Genomic DNA, 2,780 nt, shown 5'->3' on the forward strand with positions numbered 1-2,780 from the left:
TTTGGATATTTTAACATGGGATTTAGTGTTGCACATATGGCTTGTTATCTTTCCTTACATTTAAATCATAAAAACATCATTTTTATAGGACAGGATTTAGCTTATGCTGAAAATGGCAATTCTCATCCTGATGATTATCAAAATTCAGCTAATTATGAAAGTCAAATGTATGAACATATTTTAACCGAGGCTTATGGTGGGAAAGAAAAAATCAAAACTCACCATGTCTGGCTTATGTTTAAACGAAATTTAGAGCAAGATGTGCAAAAAATACAAAAGTATTTAGATACTAAAGTTTACAACTGCACCGAAGGTGGAGCAAGGATAAAAGGAACCATAGAAAAACCTTTTCTATGGGCTTGTGAGAATTTACTTGATAAAGATTTAAATAAACCTTTTGAAAAATTAGAACCTTTAAGTTTAAATAAACAAAATGAATTTTTACTTAAGGCTTATTATAAAGTTTGTAAAAGTATTAAGCATTGTAGAGATTTTAACGATAATTTTATTAAAGTTTATGATAAAATAAAAAACTCTTTTATGAGTTTACAAAATTCTCAAAAAAATGAAATTTTTATTCAAGAAATTATTCAAGATATAGACAAAACCAAAACTCAAATAGATGAACTTTACAATACTCAAAAAGATTTGATACAAATTTTAGGCCCTTTACTAACACAATTTGAACTTAATCTTGCTAGAATTTATGTTTTAAATCCTAAAACCAAAGAAGATGCTTTTAATAAAAGTATTCTTTGGATAAAAGAACATTTAGAATTTATGGAATTAGTTTATGGACATATTAAAGCACAAGAAAATGCTTTGATTAAAAATATACTTCCTTTAGAAGAAAAACTTAAAGAAAGAAAATTAGATAAATGGATGGAAATGAGAAGGTGAGAGAAGAGCTTTTTTTAAAAAATACTCAAGCTTTGTTTGAGGTCGATGAGTTTTTAGCTTGTACACTAAGATCACTTAAATACTTAACTTTTGCACTTATCCAAGATGAAAATGGAATAAATTTTAAAAAAGATGATATTTTTCTTTATGAAAATCCCAATAAAGAGCTTTTGGAAAACCTTACTCTGTTTAAAACCGAATATAACAAATATCCTGTTTTGTTTTTTTATGGCTTTGGAAATGGAATGTTTTATAAAACTTTATGTAAAAACAAACAACATAAACACATTATCATTTTTGAAGACAATCTTGAAATTTTAACTTTAGCTTTTCATTTATTTGATTTTAGCGAAGAATTAAAAAAAGAACAACTAATACTTTTTTATACTCCAAATATTAATACAGCACAACTCACCACACTTTTTACTTATGAAATCATTCAAAAAAGTGTAAAAATTTTTAATCTTTTTATCCATAATGATTTTTATCAACAATTTTATAGTACTCAAATACAAAATATAAATACTCAACTGATAGAAATGATACGATTTATCGTTTTAAACAAAGGTAATGATCCACATGATTCTTTAGTTGGAATCAAACATACCCTAGATAATCTCCCTAAAATGTTAAATCATGGAATTTTTCAAGAATTTCTCAAAGAAAGAAGAGCTAAGGTTGAAAATGCTATCATTGTTTCTACAGGACCAAGTCTTATAAAACAACTTCCTTTGTTAAAAAAATATGCTAATAAAGCTACAATTTTTTGTGCGGATTCTTCTTATCCTATTTTAGCTAAACATGGTATAAAGCCTGATTATGTTTGCATGCTAGAGCGTGATGATATAGTTTCTAAATGTTTTGATAATGATTTTGGCGATTTTAACAAAGGCATACTTTTCATACTTGCTTCTGTGGTTCACAAAGAAGTATTAGATTTTTTAGAAAAAGATCAAAGAGCTTATATGCTTGTACATCGCCCTTTAAATTTTGCAGCTAGTTTAAAACTTGATGAATATGGATATCTTGGAGTAGGACACAGTGTTTCCAATATGATCTATGAACTAGCAGGAGCTTTAAGATTTGAAAATATCATTTTTATAGGACAGGATTTAGCTTATGGCGAGGATGGAAGTTCACATCCTAAAGAGCATATACATGGAAGTCAAGGTGAAGAAATCAGAGGAGAAAAATATACACTAGCTTATGGAGGAAAAGGCAAAGTAAGAACACAACTTACTTGGAATTTGTTTCGTCAAGCTTTTGAAAAAGATATATTTTGGGCAAAAGAAAAACTCAATATCACCACCTACAACTGCACCGAAGGTGGAGCAAGAATAGAAGGAACTATAGAAAAACCTTTTTTATGGGCTTGTGAGAATTTACTTGATAAAGATTTAAATAAACCTTTTGATTTTCCAAAATTTCTAGATAAAAAACTAGCCAAAGAAAAATTAGAAAAAACAAAAAAATATCTCCAAAAAAGCATTTTAGAATCCAAAGAATTTATAAAAAAAACTCAAACTCAGCTTCAAAAGCTTAGATACACTTTAGAAAAAAATGACAAGAATTTTCAAACTCTTGAAAAAATCAAAAATGATCTTTTAAATCTTTTTAAAGAATTTAAAAAACTCAAGCTTTTTAATGAACTTTGTCAAGCTATTTATTTTCATAACGAATGCGAAATTTTAAAATTTGAAGTTTTAAACACAAATAAGCAAAAAGAAAATTTAATAGACTTTTTGAAAATACAACACAATTGGTTTATCCAAGGTTTAGGATATCTTGATACTCAAAACAAAACCATAGAAAAAAGTTTAGAAAATTGGAATTTTGACGATATAATCAAAAAATAATTAGGATTTCCAATGACCTTCACC

The 2,780-nt window shown here is 27.1% G+C and carries 1 protein-coding gene and 1 pseudogene; both read left to right on the forward strand.

The genetic code is table 11. The annotated features are described in order from the left end of the window. A pseudogene (locus FBF10_RS08370) lies at positions 1–900 on the forward strand (motility associated factor glycosyltransferase family protein); the annotation flags it as partial. Next, positions 897–2,756, forward strand: a complete 1,860-nt coding sequence (locus FBF10_RS08375) for a motility associated factor glycosyltransferase family protein (protein ID WP_010891925.1) — start codon at positions 897–899, stop codon at positions 2,754–2,756. The pseudogene FBF10_RS08370 and the gene FBF10_RS08375, both read left to right, overlap by 4 nt. Positions 2,757–2,780: the final 24 nt, after the last annotated feature.

This window comes from Campylobacter sp. CFSAN093249 (assembly GCF_011067895.1).
Taxonomy (GTDB): Bacteria; Campylobacterota; Campylobacteria; order Campylobacterales; family Campylobacteraceae; genus Campylobacter_D; species Campylobacter_D jejuni.